The 14,254-nt window shown below is 65.3% G+C and carries 16 protein-coding genes; 8 read left to right on the plus strand and 8 right to left on the minus strand.

Going from position 1 to position 14,254, the window contains the following annotated elements:
• Nucleotides 1-146: 146 nt before the first annotated feature.
• Together CV770_RS38175 and CV770_RS38180 are read right to left on the minus strand one after the other, a co-directional pair.
• Nucleotides 147-704 carry an SMI1/KNR4 family protein gene (locus tag CV770_RS38175; protein ID WP_104465995.1) on the minus strand — a complete coding sequence of 186 codons (558 nt, stop codon included), beginning with the start codon at nt 702-704 and terminating at the stop codon, nt 147-149.
• Between the two features lie 63 nt (nt 705-767).
• Complete coding sequence (locus tag CV770_RS38180) at nt 768-1,412, minus strand: helix-turn-helix domain-containing protein (RefSeq protein WP_201760216.1); 645 nt, start codon at nt 1,410-1,412, stop codon at nt 768-770.
• 179 nt (nt 1,413-1,591) lie between these two features.
• Between CV770_RS38180 and CV770_RS38185 the strand changes: the two genes are divergently transcribed.
• The 4 genes from CV770_RS38185 to CV770_RS38200 are packed head-to-tail and all read left to right on the plus strand — an operon-like array spanning nt 1,592 to nt 5,062.
• The gene (locus CV770_RS38185) at nt 1,592-2,350 is read left to right on the plus strand and encodes an ABC transporter substrate-binding protein (RefSeq protein WP_104465996.1); all 759 of its coding nucleotides are present in this window, start codon (nt 1,592-1,594) and stop codon (nt 2,348-2,350) included.
• A 31-nt stretch (nt 2,351-2,381) separates the two neighbouring features.
• A complete protein-coding gene (locus CV770_RS38190) occupies nt 2,382-3,035 on the plus strand; it encodes an amino acid ABC transporter permease (RefSeq protein WP_104465997.1) in 654 nt (217 codons plus the stop codon).
• Complete coding sequence (locus tag CV770_RS38195) at nt 3,032-3,763, plus strand: amino acid ABC transporter ATP-binding protein (protein ID WP_104465998.1); 732 nt, start codon at nt 3,032-3,034, stop codon at nt 3,761-3,763. Before CV770_RS38190 ends, CV770_RS38195 begins: the two co-directional genes overlap by 4 nt.
• A gap of 12 nt (nt 3,764-3,775) precedes the next feature.
• Nucleotides 3,776-5,062: an NAD(P)/FAD-dependent oxidoreductase gene (locus CV770_RS38200; protein ID WP_104465999.1), complete on the plus strand. Its 1,287-nt coding sequence runs from the start codon at nt 3,776-3,778 to the stop codon at nt 5,060-5,062.
• Between the two features lie 55 nt (nt 5,063-5,117).
• On the opposite strand, the gene CV770_RS42960 is transcribed toward CV770_RS38200, so the two are convergent.
• Complete coding sequence (locus CV770_RS42960; RefSeq protein WP_201760217.1) at nt 5,118-5,348, minus strand: hypothetical protein; 231 nt, start codon at nt 5,346-5,348, stop codon at nt 5,118-5,120.
• Between the two features lie 157 nt (nt 5,349-5,505).
• A complete protein-coding gene (locus tag CV770_RS38210) occupies nt 5,506-7,095 on the minus strand; it encodes a gamma-glutamyltransferase family protein (RefSeq protein WP_104466000.1) in 1,590 nt (529 codons plus the stop codon).
• Nucleotides 7,096-7,215: 120 nt separating this feature from the next.
• Here CV770_RS38210 and CV770_RS38215 point away from each other — a divergent pair, with 120 nt between their 5' ends.
• Nucleotides 7,216-7,989, plus strand: coding sequence for an enoyl-CoA hydratase-related protein (locus CV770_RS38215; protein ID WP_104466001.1), 774 nt, complete (start codon nt 7,216-7,218; stop codon nt 7,987-7,989).
• A gap of 146 nt (nt 7,990-8,135) precedes the next feature.
• Here CV770_RS38215 and CV770_RS42965 read toward each other — a convergent pair whose 3' ends face one another.
• Both CV770_RS42965 and CV770_RS38220 read right to left on the minus strand, forming a co-directional pair.
• Entirely contained in the window at nt 8,136-8,312 is a 177-nt protein-coding gene (locus tag CV770_RS42965; protein WP_201760218.1) for a hypothetical protein, read from the minus strand.
• 9 nt (nt 8,313-8,321) lie between these two features.
• Nucleotides 8,322-8,555, minus strand: a complete 234-nt coding sequence (locus CV770_RS38220) for a DUF6894 family protein (protein WP_018316955.1) — start codon at nt 8,553-8,555, stop codon at nt 8,322-8,324.
• Nucleotides 8,556-8,817: 262 nt separating this feature from the next.
• Between CV770_RS38220 and CV770_RS38225 the strand changes: the two genes are divergently transcribed.
• The 3 genes from CV770_RS38225 to CV770_RS38235 all read left to right on the plus strand — a co-directional run bounded on the left by CV770_RS38225 (nt 8,818) and on the right by CV770_RS38235 (nt 12,871).
• Nucleotides 8,818-10,836 (plus strand): PQQ-dependent sugar dehydrogenase, encoded by a 2,019-nt coding sequence (locus tag CV770_RS38225; protein WP_245453983.1) that lies wholly within the window; start codon nt 8,818-8,820, stop codon nt 10,834-10,836.
• Nucleotides 10,793-11,734 carry an SMP-30/gluconolactonase/LRE family protein gene (locus CV770_RS38230; protein WP_201760219.1) on the plus strand — a complete coding sequence of 314 codons (942 nt, stop codon included), beginning with the start codon at nt 10,793-10,795 and terminating at the stop codon, nt 11,732-11,734. The genes CV770_RS38225 and CV770_RS38230 overlap by 44 nt, the downstream gene beginning before the upstream one ends.
• 111 nt (nt 11,735-11,845) lie before the next feature.
• On the plus strand, nt 11,846-12,871 hold the full coding sequence (locus CV770_RS38235; protein WP_104466003.1) for a histone deacetylase family protein: 1,026 nt from the start codon (nt 11,846-11,848) through the stop codon (nt 12,869-12,871).
• 124 nt (nt 12,872-12,995) lie between these two features.
• On the opposite strand, the gene CV770_RS38240 is transcribed toward CV770_RS38235, so the two are convergent.
• Together CV770_RS38240 and CV770_RS38245 are read right to left on the minus strand one after the other, a co-directional pair.
• Nucleotides 12,996-13,976 (minus strand): LLM class flavin-dependent oxidoreductase, encoded by a 981-nt coding sequence (locus CV770_RS38240; RefSeq protein ID WP_104466004.1) that lies wholly within the window; start codon nt 13,974-13,976, stop codon nt 12,996-12,998.
• Nucleotides 13,973-14,254 (minus strand): 4'-phosphopantetheinyl transferase family protein (locus CV770_RS38245; protein ID WP_146101438.1); only part of this gene is annotated, 282 nt, incomplete at its 5' end. The genes CV770_RS38245 and CV770_RS38240, both read right to left, overlap by 4 nt.

The following is a 14,254-nucleotide window of genomic DNA, read 5'->3' on the forward strand; positions in this document are numbered from 1 at the left end:
TGGAACAACGGACGGGGCGCCGCGCTGAGGTACGGGCTTCAAAGCCCTTGGATGAAGCGGTCTCCCGTCCGTTACCGCACCGGACACTCTATCCGATCCAGCGATTCGAGACTTACAAGGATGACGGGAAGTTGGTGGTGCCCGGCTCAAGGCCGCTTGCGGCGCGCAGATATGGTCCGGGCGATATGGCCTTCGTCGCCATACATTGCGTCCCACAGATTGACGCCAGAGGCCCACGATCCAATCCAGTCTTCGATACTGGGAGCGTCCTCGAAGAATGCGTCGGTCCAGTCATCGCCATCATGAACGTTGGGATCGAAAATCCGCATCCGGAAATCCGGATCGCAACAATCGACGCACGAGTAGATGGCGCATCCCCAATGGCAGATCGGCAGAAGGCCGTCCGGCCAAGCCAACTCTGGCGCACTCCGAAACAAATCGTAGATCGCCACAGCGGTCTTGCCGGAATCGTCGGGAATGCCGTTCGTCAGTCCGATGAGCCCGTATCCGGGGCCAAAACCTCCATTGCCGATATCTGCATACATTCGCTTCAAGAGGGGTGGCAGCCGGAAACGAAGATGTTCTTCGTCGGAGGCAATATTGCCTGCCCTGGCGGGGATGAGTCCCGTGCGCAGAGGTTGGCCCAGATCGGTTGGCCTTGTCTTCAGCCGTCGCCGGATCGCAGCGATGATGAGGTCAACCATCGACGGGGCCCTTCGTCCTGCAGAATGCCTTCACATCATGCCAGCAGACGGCGTGCCGGCAAACTACCCCGCCCCCGTCACGCAATTCACCCACAGCACCACGGCCTTCGCATCCTCGGCTGGATTTGAAAACCGGTGCGGCCGGCGGCTGGCGAAACGAAAGCTGTCGCCCGTCTTTAGCGACCATGTCTCGCTGTCCACCGTCAGCATCATCTCGCCTTCGAGCACGAGGCCGGCCTCTTCGCCGTCATGGGTGTAGAGCTCGTCGCCGGTTGAGCCGCCGGGCTCCAGATGCACCAGGAACAGATTGAGCTTGTTGTCGGCACTCGCCGGGCTCAGCAATTGCTTGGACACGCCGGTGCGCCAGAGCTTCAGCTCGGGCCGCCGCAGGCCGCGCGTCACCACCTGGTCGGAGGTTCCGTCGGCGCTTGGGCTTGCGCCGAACAGTGCGGCGATGCCGACGCCGAGCACGTCGGCGAGCGTCGCCAGCACGCGCAGCGAGGGTGACGACAGGCCGCGCTCGATCTGGCTGAGAAAGCCGATCGACAGGTCCGTGCGCGCCGCGACCGTTTCCAGCGAGAATTGCCTGACGCGCCGGAGATCCCTGATGCGGCGGCCGACCGCGACGTCCATCGCGGGCTCGGCAGGTTTGGCGACGGCTTTGGCCTTCACCTTCTTGGCCGGCTTTGTCGCGGCCGGTCTGCGCATTCTTTTGCCACCGCTCACGTCAAACCGCATCCTTCATGTGCATGAAAACCGCTTGCATCGTTCGCGAAAGTGTGGCCAAATTTTCATATTGGTGAAAATAGGCCGAAACGGCTCGGCTCGCAACGTCTGATCACGACACCCGCGAGCGCCGCCATCGGCCAGACCCAAAGGGGGATGCGATGAAGCGTTTTGGTCTGGCCGCGGTCGCGGCGCTCGCACTGGCAGCCGTGGCGCCCGCTTCGGCGCAGCAGGTGCTGAAGGTCGGCTCGACGCCGACAGGCATTCCCTTCACGTTCCTGGACACCAAGACCAACAGCATCCAGGGCATCATGGTCGATCTCGTCACTGAAGTGGGCAAGGATGCCGGCTTCAATGTGCAGATCGAGCCGATGCAGTTCTCGGCGCTGATCCCGTCGCTGACCTCGAGCAAGATCGACATCATCGCGGCCGCGATGTTCATCACCGCACCGCGCAAGGAGGTCGTCGACTTCTCCGACCCGATCTACACCTATGGCGAAGGCCTCGTCGTGCCGAAGAGCGACACCAAGGCCTATGCTACGCAGGACGATCTGAAGGGCGAGACGGTCGGCGCCCAGGTCGGCACCGCCTTCGTCGACGCGCTGAAGAAGTCCGGCCTGTTCGCGGACGTGAAAGCCTATGACACCATTCCGGACATCCTGCGCGACGTGAACACCGGCCGCCTCAAGGCCGGCTACGCCGATTATCCGATCCTCGCCTACAATCTGAAGCAGGGCGGCTTCCCCGAAGTGCGTCTCGTCGATGGCTACAAGCCCGTCACCGTCGGCTCGGTCGGCATCGGCGTGCGCAAGGGCGAGGCCGCGCTGCTCGGCAAGATCAACGCCTCGCTCGCGAAGCTGAAAGCTAACGGCACCATCGACAAGATCCTCGATAAATGGGGCCTCAAGGCTCAGGGCTGATCGATAAGTTCGGATCGATGAAGGCTGCCCGATGAAAGGCTTCTGGCACGACGCCGTCGAGTTCTTCCCGATCCTGATGAACGGCGTCGTGTTGACGATCGTCGTCACCGTGGGCTCGCTGCTGCTCTCGACGGTGCTCGGCCTGATCTGGGCGATGATGCGGGTCTCCGGCATCAAGGCGCTGTCGATGATCAGCGCCAGCCTGATCAATGTGATCCGCGGCATCCCGATCATCGTCCTCTTGTTCTATCTCTACTTCGTGATGCCCGATCTCGGCGTCACGCTGTCCGCCTTGCAGGCCGCGATCCTCGGGCTCGGCATCGCCTATTCGGCCTATCAGGCCGAGAATTTCCGGGCCGGCATCGAGGCGATCGACAAGGGCCAGATCGAGGCGGCGCAATCGATCGGAATGGGTTGGTGGCTGACCATGCGCCGCGTGGTGCTGCCGCAGGCGGTGCGCATCGTGCTGCCGCCTTACGGCAATGTCATGATCATGATGCTGAAGGATTCCTCGCAAGCCTCGACCATCACGGTCGCCGAGCTTGCGTTGCAGGGCAAGCTGATTGCGTCCTCGACCTTCAAGAATACCAGCGTGTTCACGCTTGTTGCGCTGATGTATCTCACCATGAGCATTCCGCTGATCCTGCTGGTCCGTCACTTCGAGAAGCGGGCCGGCAAGCGATGATCGAGCTGAACGACGTCCACAAGAGCTTTGGCGAGAACGAGGTGCTCAAGGGCATCACGGCCTCGGTGCAGAAGGGCGAGGTGGTCTGCATCGTCGGTCCCTCCGGCTCCGGCAAGTCCACCATCCTGCGCTGTATCAACGGGCTCGAGAGCTACGACCGCGGCGAGATCAGCGTCGAGGGCCTGAAGGTCGATCGCGACGCGCCGTCGATCGTCAACATCCGCACCCAGGTCTCGATGGTGTTCCAGCGCTTCAATTTGTTTCCGCATCGCACCGCGCTGGAGAACGTCATCGAAGGGCCGCTCTACGTGAAAAGGGAATCGCGCGCGCAGGCGCTCGAGCGCGGCCGCGCGCTGCTCGCCCAGGTCGGGCTTGCCGAGAAGGCCGATGCGCATCCGCCGCAACTCTCCGGCGGCCAGCAGCAGCGCGTCGCGATCGCGCGGGCGCTTGCCATGCAGCCCAAGGCGATCCTGTTCGACGAGCCGACCTCGGCGCTCGACCCCGAACTGGTCGGCGACGTGCTCGGCGTCATGCGCAAGCTCGCCGACGACGGCATGACCATGGTCGTCGTCACCCACGAGATGGGCTTTGCCCGCGACGTCGCCGCCCGCGTGCTGTTCATCGACGGCGGCGTCATCGTCGAGCAGGGGCCGGCCAAGGCGCTGCTCAACCAACCCCAGCATCCGCGCACGCAGGATTTCTTGCGGCGTGTGCTGCATCCGCTCTGACCGGTCTTCGCCATGCTTGCGCGCCTGCCTCTGCCGCCCTCGCTCTATGCCGACACCGCCGTCGCGCCGGTCGCCACGCCGCCGCTCGATATGGACAAGAATGTTTCGGTCGCGATCATCGGCGGGGGCTACACCGGTCTGTCCACCGCGTTGCATCTTGCGGAGCAGGGTGTCGAGGCGCTGGTGCTGGAGGCGCAGGAGCCGGGCTGGGGCGCGTCCGGCAACAATGGCGGCCACACCAATCCCGGCCTGAAGCACGATCCTGATCAGATCGAGGCTGATTTCGGCGTAGACCTCGGCCGCCGCATGATCGAGTTCTCCTACGGGACCACGAACTTCACCCACGAACTGATCCGCCGCTACCAGATCCCGTGCGAGGCGCGGCAGAACGGTACGTTGCGCGCGGCCTATAACGCGACCAGCGCCGCGGCGATCGAGACAACGGCGCAGCAATGCATCCGCCGCGGCATGCCGGTGACATATCTGAACCGCGAGCAGTTGCGCGAGATGACCGGTACCGACCGCTACATCGGCGCCATGCTGGATGCGCGCGGCGGCGACCTGCATCCGCTCAGCTACGCCCGCGGTCTCGCGCGTGGGGCGATCTCGGCGGGCGCGAAGGTGCATGGCGAGACGCAGGCGCTGTCACTACGCCGCGACGGCAGCCGCTGGCGCATCGAGACGCCGCGGGCCGTGGTTCATGCCAACAAGGTCCTGCTCGCCACCAACGGTTTTACCGACGATCTCTGGCCCGCGCTCCGCCGCACCATCGTGCCCGTGTTCTCCTCGATCGCCGCCACGGCGCCGCTCTCCGACGCGGTTGCCCGCGCGATCATGCCGACGCGGTCCGTGCTGTACGAGAGCGGCCACATCACCGTCTATTACCGCATCGACCAGCACAATCGCCTCTTGATGGGCGGCCGCGGCCCGATGCGCTGGATCAAGTCGCCGTACGACGTCGCCTATCTCATGCGCTATGCCGAGCGGCTATGGCCGCAGCTCAGGGGTGTTGCCTGGACGCACGGCTGGAATAGTCGTCTCGCCATCACCGGGGATCACTATCCCCATGTGCATGAGCCTGCCGAAGGCATTTTGATCTCGCTCGGCTGCAATGGCCGCGGCGTCGCGCTCGCGACAGCAATGGGTGCGCAGCTTGCCCGCCGCCTGATCGGCGGCGCCAAGGCCGAGATCGACATGCCCATCACGGGCATCAAGCCGATCCCGATGCACGCGTTCTGGCCGGTGGGTGTGACGACCGCTGTGATCGCGGGCCGCATACGGGACCGGCTCGGCATGTGAAGAAGGCGCCGCCCGGTCAGGAGCGACGCCTTGCATCATAGGCAGATATCGGGCTTCAGCAGCGGCCCTGCTTCCACAGGCCGGGCGGGCAACCGTGACCGCGCCAGCCGACTTTGCGCCCACGCGACCAGCCGGGCGGCGAGCCGTGGTGATGATGACCCATCGAATGGCCATGACCATGGCCGTGCCCATGTCCGCCGCCATGCCCGCCCTTGGCCAGGGCAGGACTGCTGAATGTGAGGCCGGCTGCAAGGATCAGCGACGCGGCGAGCGCAAGTTTCTTCATATGTCCTCCACTGGGGCGAGCGCACTTGTCCGTTCAATCAACGAACGGCCGGTAGGTAAGTTCCCTGCGAATGTGGAGGAGTCATGACGCTCGCGCAGATGCGCAATCGCGCGAGAGCTCAACGCGCGCTGGCACAATCCCGCATTGATCGATGCGCTCAGGCTTCCGCCACCGCGTCGGCCCAGGGCTGAAAGATCTCGACCGCGCCGGAATTCGTGTCGCCCTCGCGCATCACCACGCTCGGGCAGGCGAATTTTTGCGGCAAGGCCTGCACGCGGGTCTCTTCATAGTCGAAGCGCGAGCCCAGCGTCTTGCGCACGTCCTCCGGCAAACGAGCATCGCCGATCACCACCGCGCCCTCGCTGGCGTCGATGCGCGGCTGGTGGATGGCGGCATCGAGGTCCATGCCGAAATCCATTGCGAAGGAGACGAGCTGCATCACCGACGGCAGGATGCGGCGGCCGCCGGAGGCGCCGACCGCGAGCCGCTTGCCGTCACTGGTCTCGGCAATGACGGGCGTGTAGTTGCAGAGGCAGCGCTTGCCGGGCGCGAGCGAATTGGTGGTGCCCGGCGTCGGATCGAACCACATGATGCCGTTGTTCATGGCGACGCCGGTGTGCGGCGTCACATATCTCGAGCCAAAGGACGAGAGCAGCGTCTGTGTCACGGCGGCGATGTTGCCGTGTCGGTCGACCACGGAGAAATGCGTGGTGCAGGCGGGCGCCAGATATTCGGCACCGAGCGAGCGTTTGCCGTCGGCGTCGCCCATGTCCTTGAGCCGCTCGCGGAAGGCCGCTTGCAGAGCGAGGGCATATTCGACATAGGCGGCCGCGTCCGGCGCGCTCGCCGGCGTCAAGCTCTGCTGCAACAGGCGCAGCGCGTGCGCCATGGTGGGCCCGGCCGTGAGCTCAGGTGTCGCATACACCTTGCCGCCGCGATACGGGATCGCCAGCGGTTCGCGCAGATGCGCGCGGAAGGCAGCGAGGTCCTCGACCGACAGCGAACCGCCATCGGTCTTGATGTCGGAAGCGATGCTCCTGGCGAGATCGCCCTGGTAGAAATCGCGCGGTCCGGCCTCGGCGAGATGCGACAGCGTCGCCTTCAGCGTGTCCTGCGGCAGTCGCGTCTCGGCCTTGATGCCCCATGGTGCGCTCGGCGGCAGCCCGTCCTTCAAGAACGCCGCCGCGCTGGCGGGATAGCGCCTGAGATCGGCGGCCGAGCCCGAGATCGTCACCGTGGTCCACCAATCGACCAGCAAGCCTTCGCCGGCGAGCCTGGCTGCCGGCGCGACCAGATCCTTCCACGGCATTTTGGCGTAGCGGCGATGCGCCTCTTCCATCCCGGCGACGACGCCGGGCACGGCGATCGAACCGGGGCCGTGGATGTTGCGATCGTCCTTCACCCGCAGCCAGGGGAAGAGATCGGAGGCCGCGCCTTCGCCGCTGAGCGGATAGTCGGCAACGCGCAGGCTCTGCGGCGCGCACATGCCGTAGTCGATCACCTCAAAGCGATTTTCCTTGGCACGGTAAAGCACCATCGCACCGCCGCCGCCGATGCCGCTGTTCCAGGGCTCCAGCACGTTCAGCGCCATGGTGGTTGCGACGATCGCGTCCACGCAGTCGCCGCCCGCCGCCAGCACCTGCGCCCCGACTTCGGCCGCTCGCCGCGATTGCGAGGCGACGATGCCGCCCTTGGACGTGACGGCGGGTTTGCGGACGGTTTGGTTGAGGCTGAACTGATGAGGCATGATGTCGTCTTGATCTCTGTTGTTCTGGCGTTGCTGTGCTGGCGCGGAAGCTCAGCATTGGCGGGCGTTGCGAAGGATGGCACATTGCCACCAACGAGAAAATCCAAAGGGAGACGCGACATGGCTGGTGTGAAACAGGCGCGGGATGGCGCGGTCGGGATCCTGACGCTCGACGAGCCGGCGAGCCTGAACGCGATGACGCCGGACCTGCTCGGCGCGCTCGCCGCCGCCATCGGCGAGATGGCGCAGGACGAGGGTATTCGAGCCCTGATCCTCACCGGCGCGGGGCGCGGTTTTTGCTCAGGACAGAATTTGAAGGCGTCGGAAGCGCTGGGTGAGGATCTTGCAGCCGGCGTCATGCGGTTCTACTGGCCCGCCTTCAAGGCGCTGCGCGAATGCCGCGTGCCCGTCGTCGTCGCCGCCAATGGCGTCGCGGCCGGCGGCGGCTTCAGCCTCGCCATGGCCGGCGACATGATCGTGGCGGCGCGGTCGGCGAGCTTCATCCAGGTGTTCAGCCGCATCGCGCTGGTGCCGGATCTCGGCTCGACCTGGCTGTTGCCGCGGCTGATCGGCCGCCAGCGCGCGCTTGAGCTGATGCTGCTGAACGAGCCGCTGACGGCCGAACGCGCCCAGGAGATCGGCCTGGTGCGGCAGGTCGTGGACGACGCGAAGCTGATGGACGAGGCGCTGATTCTGGCGCGCCGTCTGGCGGAGGGCCCGACACGCGCTTTGGTGGCAACGCGCCTGCTCGTCGAGGAGAGCGAGCATGCGACCTACGAGGCGCAGTTCCGCCGCGAGATCGAGCTTCAGGCGGTGGTCCGCAAGAGCGCCGACGCCGTCGAGGGGCGCAACGCCTTCGTGGAGAAGCGCAAGGCGAGGTTTACCGGGAAGTGAGGTGGGGTCCTATCACCACGCCGTCATGGCCGGGCTTGTCCCGGCCATCCACGTCTCGCGTAGATGATCCAAGAACGAAAATGGCCGGGACAAGCCCGGCCATGACGAAGGAGAGACGGAGATTGGAAGCGGCGAGGGTGCTGGGCTCAGAGCGAGCGGTTCAGCCGGCTGGCATGATACTTGGCGCGCCATTTGGGGCCCGGCCCGCGCATGTAGTGCAGCTCGGGGCGGTAGGGGTCGCCCGCGACCCTGATCAGCGTCTGCCATTTGGCGGCGACGAAGTTCACGGGCTGGCGGAACAGGCTCAGTGAAGCGAGCAACATGACATCACCTCAATGCGGCTTGCCGAGCATGGCGGTGAAGGGAAGATCGAACAGATCCTCGCCGTCGGAGCCGCTGACATGGATCACCCAATCGCGCCAGTCTTCAGCGCCGGGCGTCTGGATCATCGAATTCATGATCTGGGAGGCACGGTCGCGCGCCTCCGTGAGATTGGAGACGGCGGCGCCGTAGCGGTCGATCAGCGTGCCCTCGGTGTTGGAGCAGTGAAAATAGACCTGGACCATATGCGCCTCCTGGCGGGAGTAACTTGGATGGCAAATCGATACCACCCGAGCCCTTCGCGAAACATTCGGGTCGAGCCCGGTAAGGGAATCTACGGATATTGGTCGGCTCAGAGGTCGTTACAGGTTTAATCACAGGCGAGTGATGTTCGACTGGACGGCGTTCGGACGCCATGAAACAGCTGTTTCGCGCGAAGTCGGGGGAGACGCCGTGAGCTACTTCACATCCAGGCGTGGACGCCGAAGCCTGCGCGGATGTGCGGGGGTGTTGGCGGTCCTGCTTGGGCTCGCCTCGGCGGCGTCATCGGAGCCGCTCCGCCGCAGCGGCTATGCGATCGGCGCGGAAACCTGCGGCAATGGCGATCTCGCTTTTCCCAGGATCCAGATCGACATGAAGGCCGGATTTTGCGCCGGGCTCGTCGCCAGCGAAGAGGATGGCCTGAAATTCCCGCGCGCGATTGTCCAGGTGCCGGGCCGGGAGCTGTTCGTGGTGGCCGACATGGGCGGCTGGGGCCACACCGACGGACGGCTGCTGCTGCTCGACCCGCGCGCGGCCCAGGGCCAACGGTTCAGGGAGCTTCTGACGGGAATCGAATATCCGTTCGGCCTGACCATCGGCCCGGACAAAAAGCTCTACGCCTCGACCGCCGAGACCATCTTCCGGTTCGACCCCCTCGCCGACAGTCCGGGCGGCACGGTCGAGACCATCATCCGTCATCTGCCGGGCCGCCGGATCACGCTGCCCGACGGCACTGGGATCCAGGAGAGCGCGCATCCGCTCAAGCAGTTCGTCTTCGACAGGAACGGGCGGCTATTCGTCAACGTCGGCTCGCACAGCGACGATTGCATCACGCCGGCGCCGATCACAAAGCCTTGCGCGGCGGCCGAGGGCGCTTCCGCGATGGCATCGATCTGGCTGTTCGCGCCGCCCACGGGTGGCGTCTTCCCGGCGCTGAAGCTTGGCGATGCCGATCCGCGGCACATTGTCTATGCGCGGGGCTTGCGCAACTCGATGGCGCTGGCGCTGCATCCGAAGTTTCCCGAGGCCGGCTACGCCTTCCTGCAGGGCGAGAACAGCCGCGACTTGCCCGACATCTTCAAGCCGAACGAGGAGATCAACGCGATCGAGCAGGGCAGGCATTATGGCTGGCCCTATTGCTACGATTTGTCGACGCCGAGCCCGGAATTCAGAAGCCTGCTGCAAGGTGGGGTCTACAAGTCGCTCTGCACGGCCAACGCGCTCTACAAGCCGCCGTTCTCGCTGATGCCGCCGCACGGCGCGCCGCTCGCGATGCTTTATTATCACGGCAGCAAATTTCCGGAGCTGGAGGGCAAGCTGCTGGTCGGCCTCCACGGTTATCGTCCGACCGGCAGCCGTGTCCTCGTCTACGACGTCGACGATCGCGGTTTCCCCAAGGCTTCCCCGGCGCCGGTGCGCTACCACGTCAGTTGCGCGGCCGATCCGGTGCGCAGCTTTCAGACCGACGCCGGCGAGGTCGCCGCCGCGCCGTTCGACGAGCTGATCGCAGGCTGGCACCGCGTCAACGGCGCGCGGCCGCAAGGGGCGCCGGTCGGCATGACAGTCGCGGAAGATGGTGCGATCTGGCTGGTCGAGGACAAGAACCAGACGGTGATCCGGATTGATCGTGCCGCGGGTGATCCGCCGCCACCGCTGCCGTGCGACATGCGCAGCCAGGCGCTGATCGACCAGCTCGCGGCCTTTGTCGCCAGGGATGTGCAGAACAGCGCCCGGCTGACCACCCTGCGCAAGGGCCTCGTGGAGAAGCATTGCGCCGGCTGCCATTCCGATTTCGGTTTGAAGGGCGGCCAATCGGAGGCGGAGAAGGACGCAGTGGTGCTCCGCTTCATGCTTTCGCAGGACGGCTGGATCTATCCCGGCGATCCCGACGCCGGCAAGTTGCGCACGCGGCTCCGCGGTCTCGGCGCGGAGAAGCTGATGCCGCCGGGCGGCGAGAGCCTGCCGAAGACCGAGCCCGGCTACAAACGCCTGCTGGACACGGCGGATCTGCTCGTCGCGACAATGGTTCCGGGTACGCGGATGCGGATCAAGCCGGGCCCGCCGCAGCGCAAGTTCTTCGGCAAAACCAGCAAGGAATGCGGCGAAATACCGGCCGGAAAGGTCGTTGTCGTGACACAAAGGAGCGCTGTAGACAAACCCGGCTTCAGCCGATTCTTCCGGCCTGCCGATCCCTATTTGAATGGCGAGTGCACCGACGGCGATGGCTATTACATCCGGCAGGAATTTCTGGTGCCTGTGCAGTAGCGTCCTACTCGCCGTTGCGACGGCATCCGCGCAAGCGCAGACGAAGCTGTTCGAGAGCGCGCAGGTGACACCCCCCGGCGAATACACCTTCGGCATCGAGGGCCCCGCGGCTGACCTCGACGGCAATTTGTTCGTGGTCAATCTCGGCAAGCCCGGCACCATCGGCCGGCTGCCCGCCGGTGGCACCGCGTCGGAGCCGTTCACGGCGCTGCCCGATGGCAGTGTCGGCAACGCCATCCGCTTCGACCGGAGCGGCACCATGTTCATCGCCGACTACAAGAAGCACAACATCTTCACGATTGCGAAGGGGGCGACCGAGCCGTCCGTCTGGTATCACTCCGACGAGATGAACCAGCCCAACGACATCACGATCGCGCGCGAGGGCACGATCTATGCGACCGATCCGAACTGGAAGGGCCGCGAAGGCCATATCTGGCGGATTGCGAAAGCCGCCGACGGCACGGTGCAGGGACAGATCATGTCGGCGCCGCGCGCGATGGGCACCACCAACGGCATCGATCTCAGCCCCGACGGCAAGACGCTCTATGTCGGCGAATCCAGCAGCGGCCAGATCTGGTCCTATGCGATCAACGGCAACGAGCTCACCGGCGCAAAGCTCGTCAAGGCATTTCAGCCCGACACCGTCGACGGACTGCGCACGGACGTCATCGGCCGGCTCTATGTCGCGCGCATTCTCAAGGGCACGATCGCGCTGATGAAGCCGAACGGCGCGGTCGAGCGGGAGATCGCGCTGAAGGCCAAGGAGCCGACCAACCTCGCCTTCGGCGGCAGCGACGGCAAGACCGTCTTCGTCACCCAGCGTCAAGGCGGCTTCATCGAGTCCTTCCGTACCGATCAGCCGGGCCGCGAGCACTGCCTGCAGCGCGGGCGCTGCTGAGCGCCGGAGGCGATCTGCTTCCGCCGCAGGGCGAGACGGCATTCTTCTTGCTTGCATCTGGCCGCCGCAGCGATCAAGACATCTGCGAGCACGCGACCACGGAGTGTTTGAGTGAAAGCCGTCCATACCGAACTGCACCGCAGCCACGATCCGCAATTCTTCCTGGTTCGCGGTGTCGTCAAGCGCACCACTGAGCAGCCGGAGCGCGCCGACCGCCTGCTCAAGGGGTTGAAGGAGGGCAAGCATCAATTGGTCGAGCCGACCACATTCGGACAGGGCCCTCGCGCGCGCATTCACAGTCCGGAATATCTGTCGTTCCTGAGCGAAGCCTGGGACGCCTGGACCGCGCTCGGCGATTCCGGGCCGGAGATGATCGGCAACATCCATCCGGTGCGGCATGCTGCGACCTATCCGACCCACATCGTCGGCAAGCTCGGCTGGCACACCGCCGACACCGCGGCGCCGATCGGTCCGGGCACCTGGGCTGCGGCCTGTGCCGCGACGGATGTTGCGGTCACCGCCGCGCAGATGGTGATGGACGGCGAAGATGCGACCTATGCGCTCTGCCGTCCGCCCGGTCATCACGCCTATCGCGACATGGCCGGCGGCTTCTGTTTTCTCAACAACAGCGCGATCGCCGCGGCGCATCTGCGGCAGAAGCACGAGCGCGTCGTGATCCTCGACGTCGACGTCCATCACGGCAACGGCACCCAAGGCATCTTCTACGCCCGGCCCGACGTCTACACGGTGTCGATCCACGCCGATCCCATCGCCTACTATCCCTATGTGTGGGGCTATGCGCACGAGCGCGGCGAGGGGCCCGGCCTCGGCACCAATCTCAACATCCCGCTCGCCATCGGCACCGGCGATGACGGCTACATCCAGGCGATGGATGTGGCGCGCAAGGCGATCGAGTCCTTTGCCCCCGGTGCCCTCGTCATCGCGCTCGGCCTGGATGCCTCCGAGCACGATCCGCTCAAGGGATTGGCTGTCACCACGCCCGGCTTCCGCCGCATCGGCCAGGCCATCGCCAGGATGGGCCTGCCGACCGTGTTCGTGCAGGAGGGCGGTTATCTCTCGGATATTCTGGGCGCGAACCTGACCTCGGTGCTGGCCGGATTTGAAGAGGCGCGGTGAGGGATCTTCACCTCTCCCGGCGTTGGTCGTCATGCCCGGGCTTGTCCCGGGCATCCACGTTCTTCGCGCGTGGAGCAAGGCGTGGATGGCCGGGACGAGCCCGGCCAAACGGCGAGAGTGATGGCTAGAACATCCCGCTCGCCGCAAGCGCCCTGCAGACGTGCTGCATCTCGGCCTCGTCGGCGACCATGTCGAGCATAACAGTGGTCAGGCCCTTGGCCGCAAAGTCCTTCAGCTTCGCGCCGATCTCCTCGTAGCTGCCGACGAGATAGGGGCAGTCGGCCTGGAAGGTCAGGAACGGCAGCAGCCAGTAGCCATTGTCCGCGAGATCGCCGCTCTGGCCGGCATAGAGGTGCCGCTTCCACACGGAATCGGTGTTCTCCATGGTGAGCGCGAGCAGCTCGCGATCGTCAGGGTTGTCGCGGAAACGTAGCTTCGCAGCCTGCCGCGCCTCCTCGCGTCCCTCGCGGGCGAAGATGCCGAAATTCATGCCGGGCGAGTGGAGGCCGCGATCGAGATCCGGCGGCAGCATCTGCATCTTGATGCAGCCCGTCTCCTTCGCCACGTGCTGGGCCGCCTCGGATTGCCCCGCAATCAGGAATTCGGGCATCAGCTCCGCCGGCAGGTGCGGGCGAAGCTGCAGATGGTGGGCACGGTAGAAGCTGCCCTCGAAATTCACCGGCCGCGGGCTCGCCAGCAACTGCCGCATCAGCTCCACGAATTCGCCGAGCCTGATATAGCGGTCGGCATGCGATTGGTCGTCGCCGAGCCCCTGCAAGTCGCTGACCGCGGTCCCCGTGATCATGTTGAGATAGACCTTGCGGCCGTGAAGCTGGGCCAGGGACGAGACGAATTTCGCCGCCGTGAACGGGTGCATGTAGACCGGATTGACGGCGATGAGCGGCGAAGATCGCGTCGTCTCCGCCATGATGTGCTGGGCCATGGCCCAGGGCTCGACGAACACGTCGTTGCCTTCGAACAGCAAAATGCCTTCGAAGCCGTTACGGTCGGCGAACCGCGCCACCCGCATCAGCTCGCCGATATATTTCTGGGGGTCGCGGTTGCGCGAAATCGCGGGAAAGACGCGCAGCCGCGGCGACGTCATTCAGCCGCTTCCTGGAGCGGCCAGGCATTGCGGCTGATGGGAAGGCCACCGTCCGCACGGGAGCCGTCGGCGATCGCGAGGCGATGCGAGGGCGAGGGCGAGCACAGCGAGAAGCGCCAGCCGTCGGGATCGTCGGCGATATCGGGCTTGAAGCTGATCTCGATGGCCTCGCGCGAGACCTGCATCGCGAAAGCGTCGAGCGGCAGATTGAGCCCAAAGCCCCTGGCCTTCAGATAGGCCTCCTTGAGCGTCCAATAGTCGAAGAAGCGCTCGGTCGC

It is taken from the genome of Bradyrhizobium sp. AC87j1 (assembly GCF_002936975.1).
In the GTDB taxonomy this organism is placed as follows: Bacteria; Pseudomonadota; Alphaproteobacteria; order Rhizobiales; family Xanthobacteraceae; genus Bradyrhizobium; species Bradyrhizobium shewense.